Annotated in this window: 3 protein-coding genes; all 3 read left to right on the top strand. The window is 67.8% G+C overall.

What is annotated here, in order from left to right; translation table 11 throughout:
* Positions 1–3 precede the first annotated feature (3 nt).
* The 3 genes from gspF to ACZK5G_RS12230 all read left to right on the top strand — a co-directional run bounded on the left by gspF (position 4) and on the right by ACZK5G_RS12230 (position 15,151).
* On the top strand, positions 4–1,203 hold the full coding sequence (gspF, locus tag ACZK5G_RS12240) for a type II secretion system inner membrane protein GspF (RefSeq protein ID WP_012511252.1): 1,200 nt from the start codon (positions 4–6) through the stop codon (positions 1,201–1,203).
* 217 nt (positions 1,204–1,420) lie between these two features.
* On the top strand, positions 1,421–2,590 hold the full coding sequence (locus ACZK5G_RS12235; RefSeq protein WP_180847664.1) for a substrate-binding domain-containing protein: 1,170 nt from the start codon (positions 1,421–1,423) through the stop codon (positions 2,588–2,590).
* A 186-nt stretch (positions 2,591–2,776) separates the two neighbouring features.
* Positions 2,777–15,151, top strand: a complete 12,375-nt coding sequence (locus ACZK5G_RS12230) for a filamentous haemagglutinin family protein (RefSeq protein ID WP_478463503.1) — start codon at positions 2,777–2,779, stop codon at positions 15,149–15,151.
* Positions 15,152–15,389: the final 238 nt, after the last annotated feature.

The following is a 15,389-nucleotide window of genomic DNA, read 5'->3' as shown; positions in this document are numbered from 1 at the left end:
TGCATGGCACTGTTCGACTACCAGGCTGCCAACGCGCAGGGCCGCATCGAGAAGGGTCAGCTGGACGCCGACAGCCCGCGCGGCGCACGCCAGCTGCTGCGCGGTCGCGGGCTGACACCCGTGCAGGTCAGCGCGGCGCGCGGTGCGGGCAGTGGCTGGGGCGCCCGCCGGCTGTCTGCCAGCGAGCTGGCCTGGGCCACGCGCCAGCTGGCCAGCCTGCTGGCCGCGAGCCTGCCGTTGGAAGCCGCATTGACTGCGGTGATCGAACAGGCCGAGCGCCCGCATGTGGCCCAGGCACTCACCGCCGTACGCGCCGACGTGCGTGCCGGCCAGCGCCTGACCGTTGCGCTGGCCGCGCGGCCGCGCGATTTCCCGCCGATCTATCGGGCGCTGGTGGGCGCAGGTGAAGACTCCGGTGACCTGGCGCGGGTGATGGAGCGCCTTGCCGACTACATCGAAGAACGCAACGCGCTGCAGGCCAAAGTACTGACCGCCTTCATCTACCCCGCGGCGATCAGCCTGGTGTCGGTGGCGATCGTGATCTTCCTGCTCAGCTACGTAGTGCCGCAGGTGGTGACCGCGTTCGTGCAGGCGCGGCAGACGCTGCCGATGCTGACCCAGGTGATGCTGGCCGCCAGCGCGTTCGTGCGCAGCTGGGGCGTGTGGGCAGGGCTCGGCATCGCTGCGTTGGTGGTGGCATGGCGGTTGGCCCTGCGCAAGCCCGAGCTGCGCCTGCGGTGGGACGCGATGCTGCTGCGGGTGCCGATGGTCGGGCGTTTCGTGCTGGGCGTGAACAGTGCGCGCTTTGCCTCGACGCTGGCGATCCTGCTGGATGCCGGTGTGCCACTGCTGCGTGCCTTGGAGGCGGCGCGGCAGACGCTTGGCAATGCGCTGCTGGCGCGCTGTGCCGATGATGTGTCCGCGCGCGTGCGCGAAGGTGCGGCGTTGGGTGCTGCGTTGAAGGTGCAGAAGGTGTATCCGCCTATCCTGGTGCACCTGGTGGCCAGCGGTGAGAAGACCGGCTCGCTGGCACCGCTGCTGGATCGTGCTGCACAGACGATCTCGCGCGAGATCGAACGTCGCGCGATGGCACTGACCGCGCTGCTGGAACCGACCATGATCCTGGTGATGGGCGGCGTGGTGCTGACGATCGTGCTGGCCGTGCTGATGCCGATCATGGAAATGAATCAATTGGTCCAGTGATGCGCAACGCGCATCACGGCACGCTTTCGATTCTCCACACAATCCTCCACACCTTTTTTCGATCTTCCACAGGTTTCTTAAGCGGCCTGTCATCGGCGCGGACCAGCATAGCCACGTCGCCGCAGAGTGGGCTGGGAGGCCCTCGGCGGCAGCAGGCGTGTAGTGACCGTTCCTCCCTTGGTGTTTCCCTTCGCCGTAAACCCTTCAGGAGAAGATCATGAACAAGTACAAGACTCTGGCCGCGCTGGTTGCTACCGCGCTGCTCGCCACCGCCGGTGCCGCTTCGGCCCAGCAATCGCTCATCAACGGTGGCGGCGCCTCGCTGCCGGCCGACCTGTACAAGGGCCAGGCCGACAGCATCCTGCCGGCCAACTTCAGCTACGCCGTGACCGGCTCGGGCACCGGCAAGAAGGCGTTCCTCGAGAACACCATCGGCCTGTTCATCACCAACGGCACCGGCAACGTGCATTTCGCTGGCAGCGACTCGGTCCTGAGCAGCACCGAGATCACCAACTACAACAACTCGGCGCTGGCCTCCACGCTCGGCCCGGTGCTGCAGCTGCCGTCGGTCGCCACCTCGGTCACCGTGCCGTACAACAAGGCCGGTGGTGATCTGAACCTGGACGTGGCCAAGATCTGCGGCGTGTTCTCGGGCAAGATCAACGACTGGTCGCAGCTGGACAGCGCCCGCAGCGGCGCCATCAAGGTCATCTACCGCGGCGAAAGCAGCGGCACCAGCGAGCTGCTGACCCGCTTCCTGACCGCCGCCTGTGCCACCGAAGACCTGAGCGCCACCCGTCTGGTCGGCGGCAAGTTCCAGGTCAAGTCGACCTTCGCCGATCTGTTCACCCGCGATGCGCAGAACAACCTGCCGGCCTTCCTGGAAGCGGCTCCGGCCACTGGCGGCACCTCGCTGTACAACCGTGTCTACCAGGTTGCCGGCGCCATCGGCTATGTCGGCCCGGACGTGATCCCGAACCTGCAGGATGCGACCAAGATTGCCAAGGTGAAGGGCTTCTCGCCGGATGAAGTGAGCGTTGCCGCTACCCTGAATACCGTCGCCCCGCCGACCGGTGCCGACATTGCCAACCCGGCCAAGTGGGTGCCGGTGTTCACCAACCCGACCGCCGGCTACCCGATCGCCGGTTACACCAACCTGGTGTTCGCACAGTGCTACCGCACCCTGCCGCAGCGCCAGGCTGTCCGCAACTTCCTGGAAAAGCACTACAACCTGGGCGTGGATGGCAACAACGATGCTGCCGTGCGTGCGCACGGTTTCATCCCGCTGACCCAAACCTGGCGTGAAGCCGTTGCCAACAACCTGATCTCGGCCACCCCGGCCACCGGTCTGGGCAACGCCAGCACCTGCGCCGGCATCGGCCGTTGATCCACCGTACCTGCTGAACAGGGCGCCGACCGCGAGGTCGGCGCCTTTTTTTGTGGTCGCGCCGAATGTGAAGAAGCTGTCGTTTTTCCGGCGCGGACAACGTCTATCTGATAGTGCCCGGCGATGCCTGCGGGCAGTCGAATCTCTCCTATGCCGCAGACCGTCCGTCGGTCGCTCGAGGTCCTGATGTCGCACCTGCACACGCCTGTTCCGCACACTGCGCCGCACCGCCATCCGATGGCCTGGGCCATCGCGCTTGCGCTGGGCGCCACGCCCATGCTGCCTGCGCAGGCGCAGCAGGCATTTTCGCCGGGCTGGTTCGCCGAGCGCGGTGCAGCGCAGGGCGCAGCCGCGCAGAGTGGGCGCATGCCCAACGGCGTGCCGATCCAGTTCCAGCTGCCGGCCCAGCAGCAGGACGCCGCCCGGCAGAAGCTGCAGCAGTCGATCGACAATCTGGGCACCGCCGCGCAGGCCATTGCGCTGCAGCAGCGCTTGCAGGAGCAGGCGCGCACGCAGCAGCGCGCCGCCGGGTTCGTGATTGCTGACGGCCTCGGCAAGGACGGCCTGAAGGTTGATGAGAATCCGCTGACCCGTGGCTGGGTGAATGCGCGCGAAGCGATCCAGTCGCAGGGCAGCGACGGCAAGGTGCAGGTCAGCATCGAGCAGACCGCCGACCGCGCGATCCTGAACTGGGAAACCTTCAACATCGGCGGCAACACCACGCTCGATTTCAAACAGAATGCGGACTGGGCGGTGCTGAACCGGGTCAACGATCCGAGCGCACGTCCCAGCCAGATCCTGGGCCAGCTGAAGGCCAACGGCACCGTGTTCGTGGTCAACCGCAACGGTGTTGTGTTCGGCAACAACAGCCAGGTCAACGTGGGTAATCTGGTCGCGGCAGCGACACGGATCAGCGATGGCCAGTTCCGTGACAACGGCCTGTACAGTGCCGACAACAACACCGCTGCGCTTACCGATGCCTTCGGCAAGGTTCTGGTTGAGCAGGGTGCACGCATCACCACGCAGGCGCCTGCCTCGGCAACCCGCGCCGGTGGTTATGTGCTGCTGGCCGGCCACACCGTGGAGAATGCAGGGCAGATTGAAACGCGCAAGGGCCAGACGCAGTTGGCCGCTGGTGACGCGTTCGTGATACGACGTGGTGTGGGTACCGCGCAGAACACCGCATCGACCACAGCCGGCAACGAGATCGCGCCACGCATCGCGGCCGGCAGCAATGCCGGCAGCGTGCGCAACAGCGGCCTGATCCAGGCGCGCGAGGGCGACATCACGCTGGCCGGGCGCAGGGTGGAACAGGCCGGCGTAGCCGTGGCCACTACCACGCTGGACCAGCGCGGCACGGTGCACCTGCTCAACGCCATCAGCGACCGTGCCGGTACGGTCACCCTGGCCAGCGGCGCGACCACGGCGGTGCTGATCGAAGACGATGGCAAGAACACGGCCCTGGACAGCCGCCGTGATGCGTTGGTCAAGGCTTCGGCCGAGCAGGACCTGCTGCGCGGCGCCAGCAGCACAGGCACATTCGACAATCTCTCGCGCATGCAGGACCGGCGTGACCAGTCACGCGTGGAGATTGTGTCCGGCGGCGACGTGAATTTCCAGGACGGTTCGCTGACCGTGGCCACCGGCGGTCAGGTGGTAGCGGAAGCCGCACGCCGGACTTACGCCGGCAATGCCGCGCGCATTGATGTGTCCGGTGCGGTGGGCGTGCGGGTTGCGATGGAGAGCAACAACGTCCAGGTGAAGGTGCAGGGCAACGAACTGCGTGATTCGCCCGACAACCGCGACAGCGGCAAGCTGATCAGCAGCGAGGTCTGGATCGATCGCCGCCAGCTGCAGCACGTGGCCGCAGGCACCGGTGGCAACACCGCCGAGCGCTGGTATGCCGGTGGTGGCCTGCTGGAAGTCGGGGGGTATCTCGACAACCAGGGCCATTCGATCGGCGAATGGGCCGCGCAGGGCGGTACCGTGCAATTGTCCGGCAGCGAAGTGGTCACCCATGCCGGCTCGAGGATCAACCTGGCTGGCGGCAGCCTGGATGTGCAGAGCGGTGCCATCAAGCAGAGCTGGTTGCGTGGCACCGACGGTCAGCTGTACCGGCTGGATGATGCGCCGGCCGAGATGCGGTACGACGGCTTGTATCGGGGCTTTGAAGTAAAGCAGGAGCGCTGGGGAGCCACCGATGTGTTCCGCAATCCGCTGATCGGTGCCGAACAGCGGGTGGAGAACGGCTACACCGTGGGCCGCGACGCGGGCCGTCTGCTGGTCTCCGCGCCCAGTGCGGTACTGCAGGGTCAGGTGGCGACCGATACTTTCCAGGGTGCGCAGCAATCGAAGACACCCGATGCTGCGCGCGACGGCTACGCGCAGGCGCAGACCGCCGTAGCGCGCAATGCCCAGCTGTGGCTTGGGCGCTACGACGGCAACGGCAGAAACGCGGTGTTCGACACACAGGTGCGGATCGTCGATGGCGGGCTGCCTGCCGCCGACGTGTCCCTGCAGGCGCCGCTGCAACAGGAACAGCGCAATACGCTGTGGCTGGATGCCAACCAGCTCAGCGCGCAGCAGTGGGGACGCATCGATCTGGCCAGCGGTGGCAGCATCGCGGTGGAGGGTGCGCTGCGCCTGCAGGACGGTGGCCAGCTGGTGCTCACGGCCGCCGATGTACTGCTGGGGGGTGACATTCAGATCGCGGGTGGACAGGTGCAGGCGGGCAATGAACTGACCCGCGTGGGCGCTCCCGCCGCCTGGCTGCTGCAGGGCGGCCGTTCGCATGTGGCCCTGGCGGAGGGCACGCGCATCGATCTCAGTGGCCGCTGGGTGAATGCGTTGCTGGAACCGGCGTCCAGCCCGGGCATGGCGTGGACTGACGGCGGCAAGCTACGGCTGCAGAACAGCCATGATGTTGTGGTGCCGGGCAGCGACGTGCGCGTCGATGGCGGCGGTCGGGTTGATGAAAAGGGCAAGGTCACGATCGGCAAGGGCGGCGACGTCAGCCTGCAGGCAGCGAGCGTGGCCGACAGCAGTGGACGGGTCGGTCGCCTGCAGCTGTCCGGCGATGCACGCTTGAGCGCGCTCGGCGGCGGCAGCGGTACGCTGTCGTTGGGCGATGGTGGGCGTATCGTCATCGGCGGTCAGCCGGCCAACGGCGCACTCACCCTGCAGGAGACCCTGTTCAACAAGGGTTTCGCCAGCTATGACATCAATGGCCAGCAAGGTGTGGAAGTGGCGGACGGAGCCATCGTCGCCGTGCGCATGCCGGGCCTGCGCCTGGCCGAAGCAGCGATGCAGGCACGCGACCGGCACGATGCATTGCAGATCTGGTCGGCACCCCTTTACAGCGCGGATCCGATCACCGGCAGGTTCAGTCAGCGCAACGGCGCGAGCCTGACGCTGCGGTCACAGCAGGGTGAGGCCGGCGGCGATCTGCGTATCGGTCGCGACGCACTGGTTAGTGTGGACGCCGGCCAGTCGATCATCCTGCGCGCGGCCGGCAGCATCACGGTCGATGGCAGCCTGAAAGCGGCGGGTGGTCGCATCCGCCTGGACGATGTTCGCGAACCGACCAGCCTGTTCGACTCGCAGCGCAACGAGCGCACCTACCGCATCGGTGCGCAGGGTGTGCTCGACGTCAGTGGTGACACCTTCACTGCGAGCGATGCCGGTGGACGCCTGCGCGGGCAGGTGCGCAAGGGTGGCAGCATCGAGATTGGAGGCGCGCTCGACTGGGATGGCCAGGACAACGTGCCTGACCGGCCAGTGGATGCGTTCGTGGTTGTTGAGCGCGGTGCGAAACTGCTGGCCAACGGCAGTTCAGCGCAGCTGGACATCGATGGCGCTGGCCGCCAGGACGTGGCCAGCGATGGCGGCACCATCGTGGTGCGATCGGCCAACGCGCTGTACCTGCAGGGTGGCCTGCAGGCCGCAGCCGGCGGCGCCGGTGCGCAGGGTGGCACCCTGGGCATCGCCTTCGGTGGCAGCAGGCATGCGCGTGGTGCCACCGAGGAGGTGCTGGCACCGCGTGCCATCGTGCTCACCCAGGACGATCGAGAGCAGGCCGCGCCGGCCCAGCTGCAGTACGGGCACGCACGCCTGTCGGCGGCGCAGGTCGGTGCCGGTGGCTTCGACAATCTGTCGCTGTTCGGAAACGTGCGCGCCGAAGGTGATGTGGAACTGCGCCTCGGCCAGAGCCTGCGCTTCCACGGCCTGCAACAGGATGGGCTGGGCATGCTGCCGGGCGGCAGCGCTGGCGGCCTGCTGGCGCTGAGCGCGCCCTACGTGCGGCTCGCCCAGAGCAGCTGGTTGCCTCTGCAAGGCGAAGGCCGGGTCGATACCGCTGCCGTGGCGGTGGATACCGGTCGCCAGCACCGCTTCAGCGTGGACGCGGACCTGATCGACCTGCGCAATACCACCTGGCTGGCGGGGTTCGATGACGTGCAACTGCGCAGTCGCGGCGATCTGCGCTTCCTGGGCAGTGGCGCAGCGCTCGGCAGTACCGGCGCGCAGCTGATCGCGCCGCGCAGCCTGGACGTAACCGCAGCGCAGCTGTACCCGGTGGCCGATGCAGGCGGCGTGCTGGCGGCCGGTGTGTCGCAGCCGGGCAGTGCGATCAGCCGCTGGGATGATGCCGAAGGCATCGTGCGCATCCATGGTCTTGGCGGGGCGGTTCCAGCCCTGCCGTTGTCGGTGTCCGGCGGCCTGTCAGTGGTGGCAGCGACCATCGAGCAGGGCGGCATCCTCCGGGCGCCGTTGGGCGCCATAACCCTGGGTGGTACCGATGCCGACGGGCGCCTGGCCGGCTCGGTGACGCTGCTGCCCGGAAGCGTGACCTCCACCAGCGGCGCGGGTCTCAGTGTGCCGTTCGGTGGCACCGTCGATGGCGTGGACTGGCGCAGGGACGGCAGCGCCCAAGCCATACCGCCGGTAGGCGGTGCCGCGCCCGGCGCGGACCCCAAGGGCATCGCCATCATCAGCAGCCGTACCGAGGTGGCCGAAGGGGCGCTGCTGGATCTCTCCGGCGGCGGTGAGTTGACCGGTGCGGCCTTTGTCAGCGGGCGCGGTGGCTCGGTCGACATCCTGCGCCATGCATTGGCCGATGCCAATCCGCGCTATGGCTTCAGCGAATCGGCCAGTCCGGTGTATGCGATCCTGCCCGGCTACACCGGCAGTGCAGCGCCGCTGGGGTTGAGTGACGGCTCGCTGGACCCTGGCATTGGCCAGCAGATCACGATTCCCGCAGGCGTGCCTGGATTGCCGGCCGGCACCTACACCTTGTTGCCGGCCAGCTTCGCACTGCAGCAGGGCGCGTTCCGGGTGGAGCTGGGGCGCACCGGCGCGGTCGGCATCGGTGCACCGCTGGCCACCGGCACCGGCTCCTGGATGGTCGGCGGACACACGGGGTCGACGCTGGGTGGCCTGCGTTCGCCCTTGCTGACCGCGTTGCTGCTGACCCCGGCCGATACCGTTCGCCGGCATTCCAGCTACAACGAGACCAGCTACAACGCATTCGTGACCGCGTCGGCGCAACGGTTGGGCACGCCGCGCGGCTGGCAGACCGTCGATGCCGGCACGCTGCGCCTCGGGCTTGGCAATGGCGCCGGCAGGGACGGCACGCCGGCTTTCAGCTTCCAGGGCCAGACCCGGTTTGCGCCGGCAGCGGGCAGCGCGGGCGTTGGCGGTTCGGTGGAAGTGAACCTGGTCAACCGGCTGGGCGAACTGGAAGTGGTGGCGGCCGGTCGCACGCCCAGCTCCACCGGCAATGGCGCTACCATCGAGGCGGACGTGCTCAACGCGTTGCAGCCCTCACGCCTGGTGCTCAACGCACAGGTCCGCGCTACCAGCAACCAGCGCCTGCAGGTGGCCGGTGTCGGCCAGAACCTGGTGTTGCGGGACGGTGCGGTCCTGCGTGCGCCGGAGGTGATTCTGGGTGCGGTGGCCGGTGGCACGGGCGTGCGCGTGGAGGCAGGCGCAGGTATCGACACGCTCGGTCGCGGTGCCGCTTCGTTGCCCGCCGATGCCGGCTTCTACTACCAGGCCGAGGGCGGGGTGATGGTGGTGTCCAACGGGCGCACCGATCTGCTGGCCGCGCCCTTGCGCGAGGGAAGCGATCCGTCGCTGGTCAGCTTCGACATCGGCACCTGTGATCCGGGGCGTCAGTGTGCGGGCCAGGCACGACTGGTGTCGGAGGGGAGCATCAACGTCGCCACCAATGGCAGCCTGCAGCTGCGCGATGCGGCCAGCTACGGCACCCGCCAGCTCGGTGTCAGCGTGGCCGCGATCAATCTGGGCAGCGACGATGCCATAGCGCAGGCCGCTGCGGCCGCCGCGTTGCCGCCGGGCATGATGATGAACCAGCAGGTGCTGACCGCCTTGCTGCGCGGCAATACCGCCACCGGCGCACCGGCACTGGAGACGCTGAAGCTCTCGGCGGCCGAGTCGATCAATGTGTTCGGCAGTGTCGACCTCGATACGCGTGACAGCGCGACCGGCAAGTCGAGCCTTCGCAGCCTGGTGCTGGGCGCACCGGCCATCCATGGCTATGGCAACAGCGGCGATCGTGCGCGCATCTTCGCCGACAACCTCACCTGGGCCGGTGCACTTGCGGCGAGTGGGTTTGCGGATTCGAATGCCGCGCAGCCCGGCGGCGCGGCGATGGTCGACCGCCTTGGCAGTGGCCAGCTGGACATCATTGCCGATACCTTGCGGCTCGGCCCGGCGCCACAGTCGTGGCCCGCCTCGGAGGTCGTGGCCGGACGCCAGGTCCTCGGCTTCTCCGGGGTGAACCTGCGTGCCGCACAGCAGGTGGTCTTCGCCGGCAATGGTGCGTTGAATGTGCATCAGTTCCAGGGCGCCTACGACGCAGCCAAGGGCTGGACCTACAGTGGCGGCAACCTCGATATCCAGGCACCGCTGGTCACTGCCGAAGCAGGCGCGAAGCTGGCGGTGACTGCTGGTGGCACGCTGCGCGTGCACGGCGCGGGCGCCTCGACGGCGGCCGATGCGCTGGGCGCCGAATTGACGCTGGACGCCAACGACATCCTCCTCGATACCCGCATCGCCCTGGCCTCGGGCCGCCTGGCGGCCACGGCGGCCCGCTCGGTGCAGCTTGGCAGCAGCGCCAACCTCGATCTGGCCGGGCGCAAGGTCAGCCTGTTCGATGTCGATACCTACAGCGTCGGCGGTGACGTCACGCTGACCGCAACGGAAGGTGACGTGCGCAGCGATGCTGCATCGCGGGTCGATCTGTCGGCGCAGAACAACCGCGCGGGTCGTCTCACCGTGACCGCGCTGGGTACTGCCGGCGGGCATGTCGACCTGGCAGGGCGGCTGCTTGGCCAGGCCAGCGGCACGCTGGACGCAGGTGGCAGCCTGGTGCCGTATGAGAACGGTGAGCTGGTGGTGCGCGCACGTGAACTGACAGACTTCAGTGGCCTCAACCAGCGCCTCACCCGCGACGGTGTCACCGGGGCGCGCAGCTTCCAGATCAAGCAGGGCGACCTGCTGATCGGCGACGAAGTGAAAGCACGCAAGGTGGATATCAGCGTTGACGGCGGCGCGCTGCGGGTGCTCGGGCGCATCGACGCCAGCGGCGACCAGGTCGGCAGCATCCGCCTGGCAGCGCGCGATGGCCTGCAGGTGGACGGAAGCCTGGATGCCCACGGCACGGCACTGCGTGTGGACAGCTATGGCAAGATCATCGACAGCCCGAACCGTGCCATCGTCGAGCTGGAAAGCCGCGATGGACGCGTGCAGCTGGGATCGGCGGCGCGGATCGATCTACGCAGCGGCACCGGCGTTGCCGTCGGTACCGGAGCAGGGCAGAACGATGGACGCGCCCGCGGCACGTTCGTGCTGAACGTGCCGAGAGTGGGCAGCGACGATGCAGGCGTCGATAGCGCCAATGGCGTGCAGGTGCTCGGCGCGCGCGATATCTTCGTGACCGGCGTGCGCCGCTATGACGACGCACCCCTGGCTGACACGGCGGATGTGAACGGCCGACGCGGCCAGCTGGTTACCCAGTCGTGGCTGGATACGGTGGTTGACCCAGCCAACACTGCATGGATGAATGCCGCGCTGGGCAATGCCGGGCTGTCGGCACGGCTGGCCACACTGGGGACCGTGCGCCTGCGTCCCGGCGTGGATGTCGTCGGCGCGATCTCGTCCAGCAACCCGCATGGTGATCTGACCGTCAGCGGCGATATCGATCTTTCCGGCTATCGCTACGGCCCGCAGGCCAATCGACAGGACCCCGCGCGACGCGGCTTCGGGGAAGCGGGTGCGTTGCGCCTGCGCGCAGCCGGCGACCTGTTCATCCATGGCAGCATCAACGACGGCTTTGCGCCGCCACCTGCCAGCCCGGATGATCGCGGTTGGCAGCTGGTGCCTGGACAGAGTTTCGGTGCCGGCATTACACCGTTCGGCAGTGACATCCTGGTGCCCAATGACAACGTCGTACTGGAGGCCGGCACGCGCTTCCCGGCGGGTGCCGTGCTGAACTACGCGATCGCGGTTCGCGATGCGGTCCTGCCTGCCGGCACCACGTTGCCGGTGGAGATGACGCTGGGGCAGGCACTTACGTTGCCGGCAGGCTACGTGCTGCCGGCCGCGGTTACGCTGGCCGATGGTCAGGTGCGTGCCGCAGGCAGCGTGCTGGCGCAGGCGCTGCAACTGCCCGCCGGCTCGCGCCTGGGCGCGGGCTTCCAGCTGCGCAGCGAGGCCAGCGTAAGGGCCACGACCTGGCCGGCCGGCGCGCGATTGCCGACGGAGCTGCGACTGGCGGCGCGCACACCGCTGGCACGAGGTTCGCTGATTCCGGCAATGACCACGCTGGAGCTGGCCGGCGGTCAACCGATCGACCTGCGCCCGGTGGGCAGCGATGGTCGACAGGGACGCAACTGGGCGTTGGCGCAGATGTTGCCCGAGGGCACCACCTCGTGGGATCTCACCGCCGTTGCGGGCGCCGATACCGAGGCAGCCGACCCGCGTGCGCGGCGCAATGGAAGCGGCGATCTGGTGCTGGCCGACACCCACTACGGCGTTGTGCGTGCGGCGACCATGGTCTCCACGTTCGTGCGCGAACAGCGGGTGACCGCCCTGGGTGCGCAGCGCGAAGGTGTGGATGCAAGCTGGGTCGGCAAACCGGTGAAGGCGCTGGCCGAGCATCTGGGCAAGCCTGAGTCTGCGATCTGCGCGACTGGCAGCAGCTGCGAGGCGGCACCTTACTTGTTCACGGCGCAAGGTGCCGATGAAATGGGCGATCCGTCGCTGGTCGGCATGCCCGTGAAGGAAATTGCCGAGATGTTCGGGATGACCGAAGAGGAGCTGTGCGGTTCGGTCAGTTCGGGCATCTGCGTGATGCCCGGCGAGATGCGTGATGTGGCGACCGTGGGTCAACCGAAACATGGCACGCCGCTGTGGAGCGTGCTGCGCACCGGCAGTGGCGACCTGCAGTTGATGGCCGGCCGCGATCTGTCGATGCGCTCGGTGTACGGCGTCTATACTGCGGGAACGCCGACCGCGCTGGGTAATGGCCTCGATGCCCGTTTCCAGTCCGAGCGCGCGTCGCCGTCCGGACGCGAGGCACTGCTCGGGTTGCAGCAGTCCAGCGGTGACTATGACGCGGCACTTGCCGCCTATCGCGCGTGGTATCCGGATCACGGCGGCAACCTGAGCATCGCGGCCGGCCGCGACGTGACCGGGGCAACATGGGGTGCGCTGTCGTCGTCCGGCTCGGCGGCGGGTGACCTGGCCAACCACGCCAGCAGCGCGGTTGCCAACTGGCTGTGGCGCCAGGGCACAGGTGCGGTTGCGGGCGTCGAGCAGCAGCCTGTCGCCTGGTGGATCAACTTCGGCACTTACGCCAATGTGTCCACGTTCTCCAACCCCAGTCCACGCATGGTCGGCTTCACCGGCTTTGGTACGTTGGGTGGCGGCAATCTGGAGATTGATGCGGGCAGGCATGCCGGTGTGACCGATGCCAAGGGTGACGCGCTGAAGAACACAAGCAGCACCCGTTTCTCCACCGCGATCAACGCAGCCGTGGGCTCGACCGGACGTGTTGATGATGGGCGGCTGGTGCTGACAGGTGGTGGCGATCTGAGCCTGCGCGCCAGCGGTGCACTCAACCCGAACCTGATGGCCACTACGATCAATCACGTCAGCAACGAGCAGGACCTGGAACTCAATGGCACATTCACGAACCTGCGCGGCAGCCTGAGTCTTGAGGCCTCCCGCATTGGCGGCAGTGCCGTCGGCATCTCCCAGTACACTGATCCCAGCAGTGGCCTGCGCCCCAGCGATCCGTTCCGCGCTTTCGGTGGCAAGGCGATGGGTGGTCCGGTGCTGGTGCTGGGCGACGCCGTGGCAAACCTGCACGCCCGGGGCGACGTCATCCTGGGCGGCGTCGCCGATGCCGGCCGTGTGGTGCAATTCAATGCGCCGCAGGTGGCGCTGGCGGGAGGCGGTCTTGCGGCGGGTACTACCGGCTTCTCGCTGTGGACCGCGGCCACGGCAGTAAATCTGGTTTCGTTCGGCGGCGACGCCACCCCGCTGACAGCGCATGCCAGCACCCCGGGGCAGAATCTGCGATCGGAATCCACCGGCGACAATTTCGCCTACTGGATCTATCCCTCCAGGCTGCAGGTGCAGGCCACCAGCGGCGACATCAAGTTGGGCGAAGGCGGTGAGAACAACGTACTGCTTACCGCTCCTTCCCCTACGGGCAGCATGCAGTTGCTGGCGGGCGATTCGATCATCGCCGGCGATCGGTCTCCGTACATCAGCAGCTCCGGTGCGGACACGCGCCTGCCATCCCCGTTCGATCCGGTGTTCACCGCACGGGACGCGAAGGGCACCGAATTGCTCAGCAATATCTCGCCCGATGGCATCAATGCTCGGGTACCCACATGGGGCGATACGACACCGCTGTTCGCCTTTGGGCCGAACCGTCCCATGCTGGCGGTGGCACGCACTGCCGGGGGCACGCCGAACCGCTTCTACGCAGGCTCGGGCGACATCATCGGTCTACGCACGGGCGAACGATGGATGCTGAACGCCGCCAGTGGCAGCAGCCGCACCGTTCGCGAGTGGATTGACGTGGCTGCGCCGGTGCAGCTGCGTGCAGGTCAGGACATCCTGTCCAGCACCGTCCTTGCGTTGAACAACAGTGCCAGCGATGTCACGGTGCTGCAGGCCGGGCGTGACATCGTGCATGCCAACGTCACCGTATACGGCAGCGGCAACGTCGATGTCAGCGCCGGCCGCCAGCTGCGCCAGGAAGACCGCGGCAGCATCGTCAGCCGCGGCGGCCTTGTGCAGGGCGACACGCGCCCGGGTGCCAGCATCGCGATGACCGCCGGCAACCAGCAGGTCGACTTCGGCGCCGTGCGTGCACGCTACCTGGATGCGACCCGGCTGGCCGATCCTGCGCAGACACTGGCGTCGCAGCCGGGCAAGGTGGTCAAGGTCTATGACAAGGAACTGAAGCAGTGGCTGCTGGAGCGTTTCAACATCAGCGCTGACGGCGCGCAGGCACTGGCCCTGTTCGACACACTGCCACAGGAGCAGCAGCGCATCTTCCTGCGCCAGGTCTACTACGCCGAACTGCGCGAGGGCGGCCGCGAGTACACCGATGCGGATGGCCCGCGCGTGGGCTCCTACCTGCGCGGCCGCGAGGCCATCGCCACCTTGATGCCGGACAAGGATGCAGCGGGCACGACGATCCAGCGCACCGGCGATATCGTGATGTATGGCGGCGCCGGCGTGCGTACCGAGGCCGGTGGCACAATCGAGTTGATGGCGCCGGGTGGGCAGATCGTGGTGGGTGTGGTTGGCGAGGCGCCACCGGCAAGCGCGGGCCTGGTGACCCAGGGGCAGGGCGACATCCGGCTGTTCAGCCAGGACAGCGTGCTGTTGGGCCTGTCGCGGGTGATGACCACCTTTGGCGGTGACATCCTGGCCTGGTCCGAACAGGGCGACATCAATGCGGGCCGTGGCTCGCGCACCACGCTGGTGTATACCCCGCCACGCCGCCTGTACGACCGTTGGGGCAACGTCAGTCTGTCACCGCTCGCACCGGTCAGTGGTGCCGGCTTCGCTACGCTGGACCCGATTCCCGAAGTGCCGCCGGGCGACGTCGACCTGATCGCGCCGCTGGGCACCATCGACGCGGGCGAAGCAGGCATACGAGTCTCGGGCAACATCAACCTGGCAGCGCTGCAGGTGCTCAACGCCGCCAACATCCAGGTGCAGGGCGAGAGCAAGGGCCTGCCGGTGTTGGCCACGGTGAACGTCAATGCGCTGGCGTCGGCCAGTGCTGCAGCGAACAGTGCCAGCCAGGCCGCACAGGACGTGATGCGCAAGAGCCAGGACGACGCACGGCGCAACCAGCCGTCAGTGATCAGCGTGCAGATTCTCGGCTTCGGCAGCGGCACCAGCAGCATTGCGCCGCCGGCGCGCGGCACGACCGCCAACAGCGGCTACGACGCCAACAGCGCCTTCCAGTTCCCGCAGGCAAGCCGCGACGAAGGCACGCAGCGCCGATAGGCATAGCACGCCCCGGTAGGTGCCGACCTTGGTCGGCACGCATTGCCCGATGCAGCGCATCGGGCTGCAGCATCGGGCCAGCCGCCAGGGAACGGTGGCGGCCCCAGCCAGGACGGCACGGAGGGCAGGGAGCGGCCATCAGCGGTGAGGACCACCGACACAGCGCCGCCGGGTGCAGGAGAGCACCCGGCGGCAGGAGGGACGCGCGCATGTGTCACGGTAGATGCCGACCTTGGTC

Source organism: Stenotrophomonas sp. 62841_Sma (genome assembly GCF_056482945.1).
Note: the sequence above shows the minus strand (reverse complement) of the source record. Positions and strands in the feature narration are given on the sequence as shown.

Excerpts from the sequence above, each read along its gene's own strand:
- gspF (WP_012511252.1), top strand. The coding sequence starts at position 4 with ATGGCACTGTTCGACTACCAGGCTGCCAACGCGCAGGGCCGCATCGAG.
- ACZK5G_RS12235 (WP_180847664.1), top strand. The coding sequence starts at position 1,421 with ATGAACAAGTACAAGACTCTGGCCGCGCTGGTTGCTACCGCGCTGCTC.
- ACZK5G_RS12230 (WP_478463503.1), top strand. The coding sequence starts at position 2,777 with ATGTCGCACCTGCACACGCCTGTTCCGCACACTGCGCCGCACCGCCAT.